The following is a 588-nucleotide window of genomic DNA, read 5'->3' as shown; positions in this document are numbered from 1 at the left end:
GGGTCTTATTGAGCGTAGCATCGCGCTGCTTACAGAACTCGGAAACTTTCCGGCTGCAGACTATGCGCATAGGCATTTCCCGGACCAGCCTGCTCCCCGTCTGCTAGACATGATAGGCCGCGGGGTGTCCCGCGCCGTAAACAGCATCCAGATTGGGTCTGACCGCATTGCTCTCACCGACTTCCAGAAAGAGACTTGGGACAGCCTGCCTGCGAAAGCCGCTGTAGCCATTTCGGCTCCTACAGCCGCGGGAAAGTCCTTTCTCGTCATTGAACATCTATGCAGGATGGCGGAGCGCCAAAAGGAATTCCGTGCGGTCTACATAGCGCCAACGCGCGCCTTGCTGGCGGAGGTGCACGACAAGATCAACAAGCGCCTATCTCATCGCACCGACGTGCGTATATCGACCGTGCCCACGGCGGATCCATCATCGTCCAAGCACGTTCACATCCTTACCCAGGAACGCTTCCAGTTTCTGCTTGCGGCAGACTCAAGTATCTTTGATCTTGTGGTCGTCGACGAGGCGCAGAACCTTTCGGATGGTCCACGCGGGATGATCCTCCAGGAATGCCTTGAGTAGGTTGTCAC

At 57.0% G+C, this 588-nt stretch carries 1 protein-coding gene; it reads left to right on the top strand.

The features are described from left to right. On the top strand, positions 1-580 hold a 580-nt coding region (locus tag AB4Z23_RS27900; RefSeq protein ID WP_441361229.1), incomplete at its 5' end, for a DEAD/DEAH box helicase. Positions 581-588: the final 8 nt, after the last annotated feature.

Source organism: Agrobacterium sp. MCAB5 (genome assembly GCF_052114365.1).
Classification (GTDB): domain Bacteria; phylum Pseudomonadota; class Alphaproteobacteria; order Rhizobiales; family Rhizobiaceae; genus Agrobacterium; species Agrobacterium tumefaciens.
This window is presented reverse-complemented; position numbering and strand designations above follow the sequence as displayed.